The organism is Arsenicicoccus piscis (assembly GCF_022568835.1).
Lineage (GTDB): Bacteria > Actinomycetota > Actinomycetes > Actinomycetales > Dermatophilaceae > Arsenicicoccus > Arsenicicoccus piscis.
In genome coordinates this window covers 139,293-153,764 of record NZ_JAKZHV010000006.1, presented here as the reverse complement: position 1 = coordinate 153,764, position 14,472 = coordinate 139,293, and the positions used below count along the sequence as shown (strand labels likewise).

Sequence of the window (14,472 nt, the reverse complement as noted above, 5' to 3'; positions counted from 1 at the left end):
AGGGGCTACGGAGCCGGGACCACCTTGCTGGTGTCCGAGCCGGCCGTGAGCACCAGACGCGCCGTCCCGCGCAGCCCGACGACGGTCCCCGGCGCGGGCGTCTGGGAGGCGACCTGGCCGGGCTTGCTCGTCGCACTCTCCGCTGCGGTCTGGGGTGCGATCGTCACGGTGAAGCCGGACCGCTGCAGGTCGCCGATCGCCTGGTCCACCGTCAGCCCGCGCACGTCCGGGGTGATCGACGTGGCGCCGGACAGCTCGGCCGGCCCGACGGGCGCGAAGTGCTGCACCGGAGCCCCCTCGTGCATGGCCAGCATGGCGGCCCGCCAGATGGGTCCAGCCGCCGTCGAGCCGAAGACCGACGAGATCCGATTGCCATACAGCCGTAGGGAATTCACCGGGTGCGCCTGACCACCGCGGGGATCCCCGACCCACACCGCCGTGGCGAGCTGCGGCGTGAAGCCGGCGAACCACACCGCCGAGTTGCCGTCGGTGGTGCCGGTCTTGCCGGCCGCGGGCCGACCGAGCGAGAGGTTCTTGCCCGTGCGGTAGGGGTCGGGTCCGTCGATCGTCTGGGCCAGGCCGGCAGTGACGGCGTCGGCGATGCCCGCGCGGACCTCCTGGTGGCAGCCGGCCGACGGCACCTTGACGGCCGCCCCGGTCGCGTCGGTGATCGACACGATGCCGATGGGGGCGCACACCCTGCCATGCGCCGCGAACGACGCGTAGATCGCGGCCATCCGCAACGGGGACGTGTCGTAGGCCCCCAGCGTCAGCGACCCGTCCCGGGGCCCCACCTTGCTCTTCAGCCCGTAGCCCAGCCGGTCGGCCATTGCGGCGACCTTGGGCACACCCACGTCCTGCTCCAGGGTGAGGAACCAGGTGTTGGACGACCGTGCGATCGCCTGTCCTGCGGTCAGCACACCGGCATCGACGGACGACTGGTTGCGGTAGTAGCCGGCGGGCGGCGCGTTCATCGACGTCGGGTAGAACCGAGCGGGGGCGTTGATCGTGCCCTCGACGGGGAAGCCGTTCTCGAGGCCGGTCGCGTAGGTGATCGGCTTGAACGTCGAGCCGGGTTGGAAGGACCGCATCGTCGGGTAGTTGACGTTGGTCTGTCCCGGCTTCACGCCGAACGTGCGGTTCTGCGCGAACCCGAGCACGTGGCCCGTGCCCGGCTGCACGACCGCCACGCCCGCCGCGAACTGGTTGTCGCGCCCCAGCGCGTCGTCGACGGCCTTCTGGGTCGCCGCCATGACCTTCGGCTGCATCGCCGTCTTGATCACCAGTCCCCCGCGGTCGACGAACCGCTTGCGGGCGGCCGCGTTGACGCCGAACGTCGGGTCGGTGAGCAGGGTGTCCTTGATCCACTGGCAGTAGAACGGGTAGCGGCTGGCCGTGCACCCGTTGGCCGGGTCCGACAGCTTGAGCGTTACCGGCGTGCGCTGTGCCGCGGAGGCCTGAGCCGCCGTGATGACCCCGGTGTCGCGCATCCGGGCGAGCACGATGTTGCGCCGCGTCCGGGCGGCCTCCGGGTGCAGCGTCGGGTCGTAGCCGATCGGGTTCTGCACCAACCCCGCCAGCAGGGCGGCCTGCTCCAGCGACAGCTTCGACGCCGGCACCGAGAAGTAGTGCTGGGCCGCCGTGCCGATGCCGTAGGCACCGTCGCCGTAGTAGGCGATGTTGAGGTAGCCCTCGAGGATCTGGTCCTTGGTCATCGTCTTCTCGAGCGCCGCCGCGAGGCGGGCCTCGGCCGCCTTGCGCGCCAACGACACCTCGGTGGCCCGCGCCTTCTCGTCGCCCGTGTCGCGGTGTTGAGCAGCTGGTTCTTGACGTACTGCTGGGTGAGCGTCGACCCGCCTTGCCGCCCACCGCCGGCGGAGTTGTTGACCAGCGCCCGCAGGGTGCCGCGCAGGTCGATGGGGCCGTGGCTGTAGAACCGGTCGTCCTCGACCGCGACCACGGCCCGGCGCGCGATGGGCGCGACCTCGGCGAGGCGCAGCGGGACGCGGTTCTCCTGGAAGAACTCGGCGATCTTCGACCCGTCGGCCGCGAGGATCGTCGACCGCTGCGGCGGCGGCTCGGACGGCAGCGTCGTCGGCAGGCCGTCCCAGTAGTCGACCACCGCGTTGGAGGCCGCCCCGGCCGTCATCACCGCGGGCGCCGCCACCGCGGCCATCAGCAGACCGGCGACCGCCCCACCCGCCGCCAGCCGTCCCACCAGCGCGCGGCGGCCCGGCGGCTCAGGACCCGCAGAGAACGCGCTCACGGCGTGGGCCTGGGGTCGGGCGGCGGCGCGGGTGACGCCGGCGACGTGGGGGCAGGTTGGGCCAGCAGCGGGTCGGGCTGCGGCGGGCAGGTGGCCGGCACCCCGCTCGGCGGGGGCGCGACCGGCGCGACCGGCGTCGCCGTCGGGCCGGTGGGGTTCGGCGTCGGCTGCGCGTTGGGGTCGGTCGGGGTCGCGGTGTCCGGGGACGGCGGCGCCGGGGTGGTGGGCGGCGGGTAGCCCTGCGGGTACTGCGCGCACCACTGCACGGCCTGCTCGAAGCGCTGCTGGGCCGCGGCGCGCTCGGTCAGCTGCTGCTGGTAGGCCTGGGTGGCCTGCTGGTAGGCAATGAGCGCGTCCGCGTAGGCCTGCTGCTGGGCGCGCTGCACCGCCCACTGGGACTCGATCTGCCCCATGGCGTCGACGTACGCGAGGTAGGCCTTGGCCTGGGCGTCGAACTGGGCGAAGGACTGGGCGTAGGCCTGTGCCTTGGCCGGGTACGCCGCCACGTCGGCCCCCATCGCGGCGATGGCGTCGGTGCGGCGCTGCTGCTCGATCGCCGCGGCGGCCTTCGGGTCGAAGGCCGGGGCGAGCATGCCGGTGAACGCCCAGCCGCACCCAGGACCGTCCGGGTCCTCGATGGGCACCTGGATCCCGGTGGCCGTCGGGTAGGGCGTCGGGGCGGCCGGGGCGGTCGGCCGGTTGACCGGCACCGGGGTCTGCGTCGGCCAGAAGGGAAACTGCGGGGGCGTCGCGCTGACCGGCTCCGGGAGCTCGGGCGTCGCCGACGGCGAGACCAGCGCCGGCAAGGCGGCCGCCGAGGTGGGCAGCGGCACGGACTGGTCCTGCAGCAGGCCGGTGTAGCGCTGCACGCCCGCCAGCACCGAGCGGGTGAAATCGGTGGTCGTGCCGTCCTGCTTGAGGCACACGCCCTGCAGGAGCGCGGCGAGCCGCCCGTCGAGGTCCGCGGGCAGCCCGTCGGGCACGGCCACCGCGCTGCCCGTGACGGACACGATCACGTCCCCTCGTCGCAGCAGCACCGAGCGGATCGTGGCGCGGCCCCGCTGCTCGACGGCGTCGAGGGCCTGCACCCCTGAGCCCGCCCCTGAGCCGGTGCGTTGGGTCACCGAGGCGCCGCGCACGCACTCGCTGCGCGCCGTGCGCATGGCGTCCATGGCCGGCGCACCGGCGCCCGCGCTGTAGGCCGAGACGGTGACGGTCAGACCCGACCCGACCGGCGCTCCCCCGGCGGCGAACGACCGCGAGCGCGACAGCACCGGTGCGACGGGTGAGTCGCAGGTCGGGGACACGGCCGGCGAGACGGTGCCCGAGATCGACGACGCCGGGCTGAACCCGTCAGGCAGACCACCTGGTGTGGGCGCCAGCAACCGGGTGAGGACGGTCTGCGCCGGCGAGTCCTTGGCAGCGGTGAAGGCCGGGCGGGCGCTCGCGCTCGCCGTCGGGCTCGAGGCGCTGGACGAGACCGGGGCCGCGGAGGTGAACCGCAGACCCGGGTAGAGCCCCGCGACGAGCAGGACCGCGGCCAGCGACGCCGCGCCGGCTCCCCCGGCCACCGCGAGGAACGCCTTACGGCCGCGCCGACGCAGGTCGGGGTCGTCCTCGGCCGGTGGCCGACCGTCGTCAGGGAAGAGGTCCAGGGCTACGCTCCGTCATGGCTGCGAGCAATCTGAGGGGCTGCTCAGGCGAAGTTCCGGTGCAGAGAGGGTGAAAACGTCACCTTCCGTGAGCCCAACCGTACCAACTCCGGGCGGTGCTCAGTGCGCTTCCCCGCGGCGACTGATCCACCGAGCACGTCGAGATGGGACGTCGAAGGCCCCCGGCGGCGCTGGGCGCTGACGGGGGCCGTCGGTCCGTGGGCGATACTGGGTTTGAACCAGTGACCTCTTCCGTGTCAAGGAAGCGCGCTACCGCTGCGCCAATCGCCCGTGCCACCGGCGAACTGGTGGCCCGAGGTGGAGACGGGATTTGAACCCGTGTACACGGCTTTGCAGGCCGTTGCCTCGCCTCTCGGCCACTCCACCGGGTCGAGACCCGCCGCAGCGGGACCCGAGAGATCCGAGGACCTCTGGAGCGGACAACCGGGCTCGAACCGGCGACCTCAACCTTGGCAAGGTTGCGCTCTACCAACTGAGCTATGTCCGCCTACTCACCTCGCGTGACCGACCAGGCATGGTCGCTCACCCGCTGTGCGTGCTCACCGACACTAGCCGATGCCTGGGAGTGGAGTCCAATCCCCCGGCCGTCCGCGTGGCGCCTCCGACCGGCGTCACGAGGCCCGCCATGACGGGTCCCCAGGGCGAGGGGCTGCGGCGCCGATCGAGCTCGTCGCGGACGAGCTCGACGATCCGGGCGCGGGTGCTGGCGCGGTCCGGGACGGGCCACAGCTGACGGACCGAGGCATTCATGGCAGCTCCGATGAGGACGGCGATGGCAAGGGTGTAGAGCCAGATGAGCAGGACGATGGGCGACGCGAGCGGCCCGTAGATCGAGGTGCCGCCGATGGACGCGGCGAGGCCGGTGCGCACGACCCACGAGCTCGCCAGCCAGAGGGCGACGGCGAGGGCGGCGCCCGGCAGGTCGCGGGCCCACGGGCTGCGCCGCGGGGTGGCGATGTGGAACAGCGAGGTCAGCGCCGCCACGCCCGCGAGCCCCACGGTCGGCCAGTAGAGCGTCTCGAGCAGCATCAGCGGCGCCGGCAGCACCGCGGCCAGCAGCTCGGGCCCGAGCAGGACCAGCGGCACGACGACCGCGCCGAGCAGCACCGCGAGCGTGTAGAGCGTGAAGCTGAGCGCCCGGGTCCGGACGATGCCGCGAACCCCGCTCTGGCCGTACATGATCGAGATCGTGTCGACGAAGACGTTGAGCGCGCGCGACCCGGACCACAGGCTCAGCAGGAAGCCGAGCGAGACCAGGTCGCCGCGCCCGCCGCGGAACACCTCGTCGACCGTGGGCACGAGCACCGCGCTGATGCTGTCGTCGGAGAGGAACCGCGTCGCGTAGACCTCGATGGACCGCACGACCTCGGCGACCCGGTCCGGGCCGATGAAGGTCCCGACGTAGCCGAGCCCCGCGAACAGGCCGAGGACCAGCGGTGGCAGCGAGAGCAGGGCGAAGAAGCCGGCCTCGGAGGCGAGCCCGGTCACCCGGTGTCGCAGGCACAGCCGCACGGTCAGGCGCGCGAGTCGCCAGCAGGAGAGGCCGCCGGGGATCCGAGCGACCCGGCTGCGGAGCGCGGCGCGAGTGGGCATGCTCAAGACGGTAGGGTCGCTGGGACGCCTGGGGCTGGTGTGACACCAGTGGCCTTCCCAGGCGTTGTGGACCCGTGACCTGAGCGCCCTGCGCGAGCACTCCCGCTAGCGCGTCGGGCGAACCCATCCCCAACCACCCGGTAAACTTGCGGGGTCGCAACGCGCCGCGGCCCCCGAGCGGTTGACCGTGCGGCGCAGTGGCGAGGGCGACACATCCGGTGGTCGCACCGACCGCCGCGCACAGACAAGGACTTCGTATCGCCATGGAAATCTGGCCTGGAAAGCCCTACCCCCTCGGGGCCACCTACGACGGGAGCGGCGTCAACTTCGCCGTGTTCTCCGAGGTCGCCACGAAGGTCGAGCTCTGCTTGATCGGTGACGACCTCACCGAGACCCGCGTCGAGCTGACCGAGGTTGACGGCTACGTCTGGCACGCGTACGTGCCCGCACTGCAGCCGGGACAGCGCTACGGCTACCGCGTGCACGGGCCCTACGACCCTGCCTCCGGCAACCGCGCCAACCCTGCCAAGCTCCTCCTCGACCCCTACGCGAAGGCGATCGAGGGACAGGTCAGCCACGACCAGTCCCTGTTCTCCTACGACTTCGAGGACGGCTCGTTCAACGAGGACGACTCCCTCCCCCACACCATGCTCTCGGTGGTGGTGAACCCCTACTTCGACTGGGGCCACGACCACCCGCCGAAGCACGAGTACCACGACACCGTGATCTACGAGGCCCACGTCAAGGGCCTGACGATGACGCACCCGGAGATCCCCGAGGAGATCCGCGGCACCTACGCCGCGATCGGTCACCCGGCGACGATCGCCCACCTGAAGAAGCTCGGCATCACCGCGATCGAGCTGCTCCCGGTCCACCAGTTCGTGCAGGACACCACCCTTCAGGAGAAGGGGCTGTCCAACTACTGGGGCTACAACTCGATCGGCTTCCTCGCGCCGCACAACGCCTACTCCGGCTCGGGCCAGCGTGGCCAGCAGGTCACCGAGTTCAAGGCCATGGTCAAGGCACTGCACGAGGCGGACATCGAGGTCATCCTCGACGTGGTCTACAACCACACCGCCGAGGGCAACCACCTGGGCCCGACCCTGTCCTTCCGCGGGCTGGACAACAACGCCTACTATCGGCTGGTGTCGCGCGACCTCGCGAGCTACTACGACACCACCGGCACCGGCAACTCGCTGCTGATGCGCAACCCGCACGTGCTGCAGCTGATCATGGACTCGCTGCGCTACTGGGTCACCGAGATGCACGTCGACGGCTTCCGGTTCGACCTCGCCGCGACCCTCGCCCGCCAGTTCCACGAGGTCGACAAGCTGTCGGTCTTCTTCGAGCTGATCCAGCAGGACCCGGTGGTCAGCCAGGTCAAGCTCATCGCCGAGCCCTGGGACGTCGGCGACGGCGGCTACCAGGTCGGCAACTTCCCGCCCCTGTGGACCGAGTGGAACGGCAAGTACCGCGACACGGTCCGCGACTTCTGGCGCGGCGAGCCGGCGACCCTCGGCGAGTTCGCGAGCCGCCTCACCGGCTCGTCCGACCTCTACGCGCACTCGGGCCGCAAGCCGATCGCGTCGATCAACTTCATCGTCGCCCACGACGGCTTCACGCTGCGCGACCTCGTGTCCTACAACGAGAAGCACAACGAGGCCAACCTCGAGGACAACCGGGACGGCGAGAGCCACAACCGCTCGTGGAACTGCGGCGTCGAGGGCCCGACCGACGACCCGGCGATCAACAAGCTGCGCGCCCGCCAGCAGCGCAACCTGCTCACGACCCTGCTGCTCTCGCAGGGCGTGCCGATGCTCGCCCACGGCGACGAGTACGGCCGCACCCAGGAGGGCAACAACAACGTCTACTGCCAGGACAACGAGATCTCCTGGATGGACTGGGCGCTCACGACCGAGCAGGCCGACCTGATCGAGTTCACCGCCAAGGTCATCGCGCTGCGCGCCGCGCACCCGAGCTTCCGGCGCCGCCGCTTCTTCGGCGGGGCCGCGGACCACGGTGGCATGAGCGACATCGGCGACATCGAGTGGATGACCGCCCACGGCTCGCTGATGACCGAGGCCGACTGGACCAGCGGCTACGCGAAGACGGTGACGGTGTTCCTCAACGGGCAACGGATCCCCTCGCCCGACCAGCGCGGTCGCAAGGTCATCGACGACGACTTCCTCATGCTCTTCAATGCGCACGACGACGTCATCGACTTCACCATGCCGCCCGAGGAGTTCGGCGCCGAGTGGACCATCGTGCTCGACACGGCCGCCGACGACGCGGACGACGAGCAGGAGTCGCGCGCCGACGACGCCGGCCCCTGGGCCGCGGGCACCGTCCACCGGGTCCCCGCCCGCACCGTGGTCGTGCTGCAGTCCACCCGCCCGCTCGAGTCGCCCACCCCGGGGGTCGCGACCCCGCGCTCGACGGCCGCGCTCGGCTCCACGGCGTCGCGCAACCCCACCTCGCCGCCCACCCCGACCCAGCCGGTCACCCCAGAGACGGTCGCCGAGACGGTGGCGCTCGACGAGGGGTCGCTGCCGACCGAGGACCCGGCGGCGGTCTCCGCGGAGGACTCCGCGGAGACCTCCGAGCCCAGCAAGCCCGCCAAGGGCAAGGGCGCCAAGAAGTCGGCCACGTCCGACAAGGACGGCACCAAGCAGTAGGCCTGTGTGCGAAGGCCCCCACCTCGTGAGGTGGGGGCCTTCGCGCATGCCGGCGGGAGGTCTACCGGTCAGGTCTCGGCGAGCCGCTCCTTCTCGACCTCGACGTCGAAGGTGGCCTCGGGCCACTGCAGGTCGAGGTCGCGCAGGTGCTCGAGGAGCAGCTGCTGGACAGCGAGCCGGGCGTACCACTTGCGGTCCGCGGGGACGACGTACCAGGGCGCTCCCTTGGTGCTGGTCTTGTCCAGCACCGCCTGGTAGGCCTCCTGGTAGTCGGACCAGCGGGCCCGCTCGTCGATGTCACCCGGGTTGAACTTGTAGAACTTGTCGGGCCGGTCGAGGCGCTCGCCGAGGCGGGCCCTCTGCTCGTCGGACGAGATCTGCAGGAGCACCTTGACGACGACGATGCCCTTGCGGGCGGCGGCGCGCTCGAACGCGTTGATCTGGGCATACCGCTTGCTCCACTCCGCCTGCGGCACCAGGTCGTGGACGCGCACGACGAGCACGTCTTCGTACTGCGAGCGGTCGAAGACGCCGAGCTGGCCGGGGTCGGGCAGGGCACGCTCGATGCGCCAGAGGAAGTCGTGGGCGCGCTCCTCGGCGGTCGGCACCTTGAACGCGGTGTACTTCACGCCGCCGGGGTCGGTGGCGCCGACGACGTGGCGCATGATGCCGCCCTTGCCGGAGGTGTCCATGCCCTGCACGATGAGCAGGACCGACGGGCCCTCGCCGTCCTTGCCGTTGGCGAAGAGCCGCTCCTGCAGGTCGGACAGCTCGGCGCGGCCGGCCTCGAGGTCGAGCTCGGCGCTGCGCTTGTCACCGGAGTAGCCCGGGGTGCTGCGCGGGTCGAGGTCGGCGAGGACGAACCCGCGCTCGACGCGCAGCTGGGACCCGAGGTCCTCGAACGGCGGCGGGGGCGCGGCGGGGATGCCGAGCTGTTTGGCGATGTCCTCGACCGTCGAGCTCGCGGCGAGGGCGGCCTCGGCAGCGGCGCGCTCGGCCTTGCGGGCCTTGGCGAGCTTCTTGGCGCTCTTGACCCGGGCGCGGACCTTGGCCGCGGCCTCCTCGGCCTTGCTCACGACGGCGCCGTCGCCCGTGCCCTGCTGGTCCTGGTCGGCACGCTTGGCCTTCTTCTTGGCCTTCGAATCCTTACCCATCGGCACATCTTGTCAGGTCCGGCCCACAAATCAGGGCCGGTCCACAAACTCACCCACGACGCGAGACCAGCGCTGCGGGTCGACGTTCCACTCCTTGCAGTGCCGCGCCTCGCGCCACGGTACGAAGGTCACCAGGTCAGGACGATCTGCCGCGAGTCGGCGGCCCGGCCCGCTCGGCACGAACTCGTCGTCGAGGGAGTGGATGATCAGGACCGGGCACGGGATCTCGCCGGCGCGGGCCACGAAGTCCGTGGACGACAGGTCGATGGCCGAGTGCACCCCGACGAGGTGGCGCGCGGGCGGGGCCGCGAGCAGCCGCAGGCTGAGCGCGGTGAGCGGGGTCGGCACCTTCATCTCGCGGGCGTGGTGGAACAGCACGTCCGACCAGTCGACCACCGGGCCGTCGAGCACAACCTTCGAGATCCGTTCTGCCACAGCGGAGTTCACGAGCGTCTGCAGCACGATGGCGCCGCCCATCGACCACCCGACGAGCACGATCTGCTCGGCACCCTCGGCCAGCGCGTGATGGATCGCGGCGTCCACGTCCTGCCACTCCGACAGCCCCAGGCCGTAGCGCCCGTCGGAGCTCGCGGGGGCGTCCGGGTCGTTGCGGTAGGTCGCCGCGAGCGAGGTGAAACCGCGCTCGTGCAGGGTCCGCATCGCTCGGACGGTCTCGTCGCGCGCGGCCCCGCGACCGTGCACGAGGATCGCCCAGCGGCGCCGGGGCAGGTCTGCGTCGGGCGCCGGCACCACCCACGCGGGCAGCGGCCCGACCTGGCTCGGGATGGTGATGTGGTGGGTCGCGAGGCCGACCGACAGCGACGGCTCGAGGCTGTAGTAGTAGGAGTGGAAGCGCCCCGTGCCGGGATGCGGGGTGCCGGCGTCGACGCCGTGCATCTCGCGCACGACCGACCCGGCCTGCGGGTCGTCGGCAAGGATCTCGCCGAACCGCAGGTGTCCCTCGCCCCCGTCGAAGAACAGCCCGTAGCGCCCGCGCACCACCGTCTCGGCCGTGCGGCCCAGCGTGATCGTGTCGGCCGTCAGCGCGAGGATCGCCGTGTCGTCGGGCCGGTCGCGCTCGGGCGTGACCACCTTGCGCGCGAGGTAGACCGCGGCCCCCATCCACCCCGCAGCCGCCCCCGTGGCGAGGACCCCCGACACCGTGCCGGCGACGACCGCCTTCGTGCTCACCTTCGTGTGCCCCACCCGCTCATCCTTGCACCCACGGGCACAATGAGCGCCATGGACCTGCCGCTCTCCCTGCCCGTCGCGCCCATGCTCGCGAAGGCCGTGCCCACCGTCCCCGAGCCGGACTCCGTCGCCGGCGGGGTGGTCTACGAGCCGAAGTGGGATGGCTTCCGCTGCATCGTGCTGCGCGACGGCGACGAGGTGGAGCTCGCGAGCCGCGGTCAGAAGCCGCTCACCCGCTACTTCCCCGAGGTGGTCGACCTCGTGCGCGAGCACCTGCCGCAGCGCTGCGCCGTCGACTGCGAGATCGTGGTGCGCCAGGGCCGGCCCGGTGCCGAGCGGCTGGACTGGGACGCCCTCTCCCAGCGGATCCACCCGGCCGAGTCGCGGATCCGCAAACTGGCCGTCGAGACGCCCGCCGAGCTGGTGTGCTTCGACCTGCTGGCGCTCGGCGACGAGGACCTGACCGGGCTGCCGTTCCGCACCCGCCGCGCCCGGCTGGAGTCGGCGCTGCAGGGGCTCGCGCCCGACGCGCCGGTGCACCTGACCCGCACGACGGACGACGTGGCCGAGGCGCGGCGCTGGTTCGAGGAGTTCGAGGGCGCGGGGCTGGACGGGGTGGTCGCGAAGCCGCTGGACCAGCCCTACGAGCAGGGCAAGCGGACCATGCTGAAGGTCAAGCACAAGCGCACCGCCGAGGCGATCGTCGTGGGCTACCGGGTGCACAAGTCGGGGCAGGGCGTCGGCTCGCTGCTGCTCGGGCTGGTGACCCCGGACGGGCGGATCGTCAACGTCGGCGGCATCGCCGCGTTCACCGCCAAGCGCCGCCTCGAGCTGATCGACGAGCTGGCACCGCTCGTGCAGCGCGACGACGACGGTGCCGTCGTGGCGGCCGAGACCGACCGGTCGCGCTTCTCCTCCAGCAAGGACGTCAGCTATGTGCCGCTGCGTCCCGAGCGGGTCGTGGAGGTGGCGTTCGACCAGCTCGAGAAGTCCCGCTTCCGGCACGCCGTGACCTTCCTGCGCTGGCGGCCGGACCGCGACCCGATGAGCTGCTCGCTCGCCCAGGTGTCTCGCGCGCCCGACTACGACCTCGCCGAGGTGCTGACCGGCGCGTGACGGGGCTCCCCGTGCGCTCCGGACCGATGATCAGCCGGCGGGCTTGGGCGTGACGCCGTCGGTCTCCCAGTTCTGCGCGTTCTTGCGGCTGGGCTGCACGCGCGGCGGCTCGCCGGGCATCTTCGGGGTGTCTGCCTCGTGTGCGGTGTACGTCGGACCTGATTGAGCGCGCGGATCGTGAGCGCTGTGGCCCGGGTTATCGGGCGAGATCATGCGCCCCGTTGACCCGAAACACAGGTCGGCCCCTGTAGGTGCATGCAACACCTGCCAGGGGCCTGGGCTCGACGCTCACGAAGGGAGCGGAACCGTGGTCACAGTGTACCCATCTGGTGGGGTGGCCCTCATCGCCTTGGCGCTCGTTGCGCCGCTCAGCACGTCCTGATTTCCCCGCTGGGGCCCGTGGTGCCTGGTAGGGCGCCCTCGCTGCGGGGCCTGGCGTAATCGTCTCTGTCACAAGGGCGCTCGGAATCAGGATGCATGGTCATGGCTACTTTCTTCGTTGACTCGTCTCGTCAGCAGCTGCGCGCTACCGGGGTGGTCGACCAGGTGAACGTGTGGGTGGACGACCCCGCTACGGGCCGTCGCCGGTCCTCGGACGCTCAGGAGGTCGACGAGCAGGGCCGTCCGCTGTGGAACGTGGAGGTGTCCTACCTGTCGGAGAGCTTCGGGCGTCAGTCCACCGTGGTGGCCCGGGTCCGGGTCGCGGCGGCGACGCAGCCCACCCCGGCAGCGTTCGAGGTGATCCACTTCGAGCAGCTGGCGTGCGACGTGCGGGTGAACCGTGCGGGCGGGCTGGTGGAGTCCTGGCGTGCTGACGGTCTGGTCAGCGCGCAGCAGGTGTCGCGCAAGCAGGACGCGGCGTGACCTCGTTCAACTCGTTGGCAGCGGCCCCTTCCCTTCGTCGGGGCGGGGCCGCTGTCGTGTCGGTGGCCAGGCGGTCGGCCCGACACATGGTGTGGACCGTCGTGCTAGGTGTCGCGGCACTGGTGGCGTTGCTGACCCGTGAGCTCGTGACCGTCGTGCTGCTGACGCTGGTGTGGCTACTGCCCGGGCTGGTGATGCAGGTGGCCGGCATGGTGGCGCCGCGCCAGTGCCACGCGTTCGAGGTGTGGTGGCGCGCTCGTCGGATCGCCCGCGCGGTCCGGGCTGCCTGGCCGGGGCTGTCGCGGGCGCTGGACCTGGGCGAGGTGGCCTACCGGACGGTCAAGGCTGACGACGGGGCCCGCTCCAAGGTCGAGCACTGGGTGCCCGCTCAGGTGTGGGTCGACGCGTCACCGGTCGATGCAGTCCTGACGATCCGTGTCCCGCGTGGGCTCTCGAGCGCCGATATCCGCGCGAAGGCTGACGCGATCGGCGCTGACCTGGGCGCTGTCGCGGTCCACGACGTGCCGGCCGGCCCTGGTCTGGTCGCGTTGCGGTGCATCTTCGTGGACGTCCTCGCCACGGCCCGTGCCTGGCCGGCCGCGGTTGGTGTCGTGGCGCCCGTGGTCGGTCGCGGAGAGGACGGTTCACCGGTGTGCCATGACTGGCGCACCCCCACGCACATGGCCGTTCAGGGCTCGACGAGGTCGGGAAAGTCGGTGCTGTCCTACGCGCTGCTGGGCTCGCTGGCGGGCCGTGAGGACGTCGCCGTGGTCGGTGTCGACCCGTCCGGGCTGCTGCTGGGCCCGTGGCAGGACCTGGGCCGCTTCCCTGGCCTGATCGCGTGCGGCACCGCGGACATGGGCGGCGCGGTCGACGTGCTCGGGCACCTGGTCGACGTGATGGACGACCGGGTTCGGCGGCTGCGCGCGTCGGGAGCGGACAAGATCGACGTGTTCACGGTCGACGACCCGTTGCTCGTCGTGGTCGTCGAAGAGCTGCCCGGCGCGCGGCGTGCGGTGAAGGACCAAGGCGGGACCAAGCTGCTGGCCGCGTTCGACTCTCAGCTGGGCCGGCTGGTCGCTGAGGGCGCCAAGGTCGGCGTGCGAGTCCTGGTGCTTGGGCAGCGGCTGTCAGCGGCGTCGATCGACACCGATTCCCGCTCGAACTTCTCGGCCGCGATCACGTTGCGGGTGGACTCCTCCGAGGCGTTGCGGATGCTGCACTCTCCCGACGTCGCGGCAAGGTTCGGGTCGGAGTGCGGCGACTGGTCCCCTGGCGTCGGCGTGGTCACGCTCCCGGGGGCCGGCACGCGCCGGTTCCGCGCGGACCTGACCAGCTACGAGCAGTACCGGGCCGCGGTCCGCTTGTCGTCGCCGGCTGACGCCATGCTCGGGCTGCCCGTGTCGGTGCACGCCCCGGCGCTGCGGATGGTCGACGACCTCGAGGACGCGGCCGGGGGTGCGGCATGAGTACCGGGCGCCTGGCCGGCCTGGGCCTGGTGTGCGTCGGCGCGGTCCTGCTGCTGGTCGCGGTCTGGTCGAGCGACCACACCGCCCGGCTGGTCCTGTCAGGGCTCATCGTGGGCGCCCTGGGCGCGTTCGTGACCGTCGCGACGCCCCGCACCATCCCGGGGCACGTGAACGGCGCTCACGGCGCCCCCTGGGCCGCACAGGACGGCCCGGCCGTGCCCGTGCACTACGTCGCGATGCCCGAACCGGCGCCGTACCTGGTGCGCGAGATCACCGCTCGTGAGGTCATCCGCGACTCGGACCGGTGGCAGCAGTGAGCGCGGGCACCAACCGCCCGAAGGGCTCGACGACGCGGCGGGGGCCGAAGGGCGAGCTTGCGAGCCCGCAGGTCCACGGGCGTGGCGAGGGCCCGAAGGGCCTTGGTAACACTGCGAATACTGCTTCCGCTGACCGGTGGCGGGTGCATCGTGC

At 71.7% G+C, this 14,472-nt stretch carries 11 protein-coding genes and 3 tRNA genes; 5 read left to right on the top strand and 9 right to left on the bottom strand.

Annotation, left to right across the window (positions count from 1 at the left end):
- Nucleotides 1-5 precede the first annotated feature (5 nt).
- The 7 genes from MM440_RS17055 to MM440_RS12360 all read right to left on the bottom strand — a co-directional run bounded on the left by MM440_RS17055 (nucleotide 6) and on the right by MM440_RS12360 (nucleotide 5,532).
- On the bottom strand, nucleotides 6-1,772 hold the full coding sequence (locus tag MM440_RS17055; RefSeq protein WP_338155655.1) for a penicillin-binding protein: 1,767 nt from the start codon (nucleotides 1,770-1,772) through the stop codon (nucleotides 6-8).
- Entirely contained in the window at nucleotides 1,712-2,266 is a 555-nt protein-coding gene (locus MM440_RS17050; RefSeq protein WP_338155654.1) for a transglycosylase domain-containing protein, read from the bottom strand. Before MM440_RS17050 ends, MM440_RS17055 begins: the two co-directional genes overlap by 61 nt.
- Nucleotides 2,263-3,837: a hypothetical protein gene (locus MM440_RS12380; RefSeq protein WP_241444631.1), complete on the bottom strand. Its 1,575-nt coding sequence runs from the start codon at nucleotides 3,835-3,837 to the stop codon at nucleotides 2,263-2,265. Before MM440_RS12380 ends, MM440_RS17050 begins: the two co-directional genes overlap by 4 nt.
- A 300-nt stretch (nucleotides 3,838-4,137) precedes the next feature.
- Nucleotides 4,138-4,209 (bottom strand) — tRNA-Val (locus tag MM440_RS12375).
- A 25-nt stretch (nucleotides 4,210-4,234) separates the two neighbouring features.
- Nucleotides 4,235-4,305, bottom strand: a tRNA-Cys gene (locus tag MM440_RS12370).
- Nucleotides 4,306-4,350: 45 nt separating this feature from the next.
- Nucleotides 4,351-4,426, bottom strand: a tRNA-Gly gene (locus MM440_RS12365).
- 35 nt (nucleotides 4,427-4,461) lie between these two features.
- Nucleotides 4,462-5,532: a YihY/virulence factor BrkB family protein gene (locus MM440_RS12360; protein WP_241444629.1), complete on the bottom strand. Its 1,071-nt coding sequence runs from the start codon at nucleotides 5,530-5,532 to the stop codon at nucleotides 4,462-4,464.
- A 263-nt stretch (nucleotides 5,533-5,795) separates the two neighbouring features.
- Between MM440_RS12360 and glgX the strand changes: the two genes are divergently transcribed.
- Nucleotides 5,796-8,207 (top strand): glycogen debranching protein GlgX, encoded by a 2,412-nt coding sequence (glgX, locus tag MM440_RS12355; RefSeq protein WP_241444627.1) that lies wholly within the window; start codon nucleotides 5,796-5,798, stop codon nucleotides 8,205-8,207.
- A 68-nt stretch (nucleotides 8,208-8,275) separates the two neighbouring features.
- On the opposite strand, the gene MM440_RS12350 is transcribed toward glgX, so the two are convergent.
- Nucleotides 8,276-9,361: a PPK2 family polyphosphate kinase gene (locus MM440_RS12350; RefSeq protein ID WP_241444625.1), complete on the bottom strand. Its 1,086-nt coding sequence runs from the start codon at nucleotides 9,359-9,361 to the stop codon at nucleotides 8,276-8,278.
- Between the two features lie 30 nt (nucleotides 9,362-9,391).
- Nucleotides 9,392-10,567: an alpha/beta hydrolase gene (locus tag MM440_RS12345; RefSeq protein ID WP_241444623.1), complete on the bottom strand. Its 1,176-nt coding sequence runs from the start codon at nucleotides 10,565-10,567 to the stop codon at nucleotides 9,392-9,394.
- A gap of 36 nt (nucleotides 10,568-10,603) precedes the next feature.
- Here MM440_RS12345 and MM440_RS12340 point away from each other — a divergent pair, with 36 nt between their 5' ends.
- The 4 genes from MM440_RS12340 (at nucleotide 10,604) to MM440_RS12325 (ending at nucleotide 14,318) form a co-directional block, all read left to right on the top strand.
- Nucleotides 10,604-11,668, top strand: a complete 1,065-nt coding sequence (locus tag MM440_RS12340; protein WP_241444621.1) for an ATP-dependent DNA ligase — start codon at nucleotides 10,604-10,606, stop codon at nucleotides 11,666-11,668.
- A 483-nt stretch (nucleotides 11,669-12,151) separates the two neighbouring features.
- Nucleotides 12,152-12,532, top strand: a complete 381-nt coding sequence (locus tag MM440_RS12335) for a hypothetical protein (protein ID WP_241444619.1) — start codon at nucleotides 12,152-12,154, stop codon at nucleotides 12,530-12,532.
- 122 nt (nucleotides 12,533-12,654) lie between these two features.
- Nucleotides 12,655-14,001, top strand: a complete 1,347-nt coding sequence (locus MM440_RS12330) for an FtsK/SpoIIIE domain-containing protein (RefSeq protein WP_241444617.1) — start codon at nucleotides 12,655-12,657, stop codon at nucleotides 13,999-14,001.
- On the top strand, nucleotides 13,998-14,318 hold the full coding sequence (locus MM440_RS12325; RefSeq protein WP_241444615.1) for a hypothetical protein: 321 nt from the start codon (nucleotides 13,998-14,000) through the stop codon (nucleotides 14,316-14,318). Before MM440_RS12330 ends, MM440_RS12325 begins: the two co-directional genes overlap by 4 nt.
- The last annotated feature ends 154 nt before the right edge of the window (nucleotides 14,319-14,472 follow it).

What these genes read in the sequence shown, in the direction of transcription:
- MM440_RS12360 (WP_241444629.1), bottom strand. Translation starts at nt 5,532, where the DNA reads ATGCCCACTCGCGCCGCGCTCCGCAGCCGGGTCGCTCGGATCCCCGGC.
- glgX (WP_241444627.1), top strand. Translation starts at nt 5,796, where the DNA reads ATGGAAATCTGGCCTGGAAAGCCCTACCCCCTCGGGGCCACCTACGAC.
- MM440_RS12350 (WP_241444625.1), bottom strand. Translation starts at nt 9,361, where the DNA reads ATGGGTAAGGATTCGAAGGCCAAGAAGAAGGCCAAGCGTGCCGACCAG.
- MM440_RS12340 (WP_241444621.1), top strand. Translation starts at nt 10,604, where the DNA reads ATGGACCTGCCGCTCTCCCTGCCCGTCGCGCCCATGCTCGCGAAGGCC.
- MM440_RS12335 (WP_241444619.1), top strand. Translation starts at nt 12,152, where the DNA reads ATGGCTACTTTCTTCGTTGACTCGTCTCGTCAGCAGCTGCGCGCTACC.
- MM440_RS12325 (WP_241444615.1), top strand. Translation starts at nt 13,998, where the DNA reads ATGAGTACCGGGCGCCTGGCCGGCCTGGGCCTGGTGTGCGTCGGCGCG.